This is a genomic window from Mesorhizobium sp. M7A.F.Ca.CA.004.12.1.1, assembly GCF_003997835.1.
In the GTDB taxonomy this organism is placed as follows: Bacteria; Pseudomonadota; Alphaproteobacteria; order Rhizobiales; family Rhizobiaceae; genus Mesorhizobium.
Genome location: NZ_RZRK01001135.1, coordinates 1 through 1,461 on the forward strand (window position 1 = coordinate 1; position 1,461 = coordinate 1,461).

A 1,461-nucleotide genomic window follows, 5' to 3' on the forward strand; every position below is an offset into this window, starting at 1 on the left:
GCATGCCGTTGCTGACGAAGTCCACCGTCTCGCGCGGCGCCGGGTAGCGATAGGAATGCTGCAGCATCGAACGGACATGGCCAAGGAAATCTATCAACACCAGTTCGGCGCTGCGGCGGCCGATCTTCAGCCCAATGAAGAAAGCGCCTTCGGGATTGAGCGCCATCGGAATGGAAGGCTGGCCGATCTTGCCGCGCAACGGCGCCTGGCGCAGCAGGAGGCTTTCTTCCTCCAACTCGCGCATGATGACCGAAACCGTCTGCGCCGAAAGGCCGGTCATGCGGGCGATGTCGGATTTTGCCAGGCTGCCGTGCTGGCGCACCAGCGACAGCACCAACCGCTCATTGTGGTCGCGCATGCCGCTCTGGTTGGTGCCGCGGTGAATGAGACTGTCATTCACCTCGGGCGAACCGTGCCTCGCAATGGCCGTTTCCACCCTGTTCCTCCCGTCGTTTCCCCTCAATGCTTTTGGGCCAGAATGGGTGAACGAAGCAAGGCTGTCAATAATAAATAAGAGTGATTTAATTATTGACAGAGGCTTCGTGCTGGTGTCTGTTGAGGCAGCGTCCACGCTGGGAGAATTTCGTTGGACGCGCTGCAGGTGCCGGTTGGCCGGCATCCGGATGGATCCACTGGGAGGAAATCGTGACCAATACAAAACTGTTGAAATCGACCGTGTTTGCCGCCGCGGCTCTGGGGCTGATGGCGTTTGCGTCGTCCGCATCCGCGGCTGGTGTCGGTGCCTGCCTGATCACCAAGACCGACACCAATCCCTTCTTCGTCAAGATGAAGGAAGGCGCGACCGCGAAGGCCAAGGAACTCGGCGTCGACCTCAAGACCTATGCCGGCAAGATCGACGGCGACAGCGAGAGCCAGGTCGCGGCCATCGAGAGCTGCATCGCCGACGGCGCCAAGGGTATCCTGATCACTGCATCCGACACCAAGGGCATCGTGCCGACCGTGAAGAAGGCGCGTGACGCCGGCCTGCTGGTGATCGCGCTCGACACGCCGCTCGATCCGATCGACGCCGCCGACGCGACCTTTGCGACGGACAATCTCGAAGCCGGCAAGCTGATCGGTGCCTGGGCAGCCGCCACGCTCGGCGACAAGGCCAAGGACGCCAAGATCGGCTTCCTCGACCTGACGCCTTCGCAGCCGACTGTCGACGTGCTGCGTGATCAGGGCTTCATGATGGGCTACGGCATCGACGTGAAGGATCCCAACAAGATCGGCGATGAGGACGATCCCCGCATCGTCGGCCACGACGTCACCAACGGCAACGAAGAGGGCGGCCGCAAGGCGATGGAGAACCTCCTGCAGAAGGACAACACCATCAACGTCATCCACACCATCAACGAGCCTGCCGCTGTCGGCGCCTACCAGGCGCTCAAGGCTGTCGGCCTCGAAAGCCAGGTGTTGATCGTTTCCGTCGACGGCGGCTGCCCCGGCGTGAAGTCGGTG

2 protein-coding genes are annotated in these 1,461 nt (G+C 61.8%); one reads left to right on the top strand and one right to left on the bottom strand.

What is annotated here, in order from left to right:
• Positions 1 to 436, bottom strand: a 436-nt coding sequence (locus tag EN984_RS34435; RefSeq protein ID WP_164765912.1) for a winged helix-turn-helix domain-containing protein, incomplete at its 3' end; no start/stop codon positions are given.
• 227 nt (positions 437 to 663) lie between these two features.
• Between EN984_RS34435 and EN984_RS34440 the strand changes: the two genes are divergently transcribed.
• Positions 664 to 1,461: substrate-binding domain-containing protein (locus EN984_RS34440; protein ID WP_206517559.1), on the top strand; the 798-nt coding region annotated here is incomplete at its 3' end.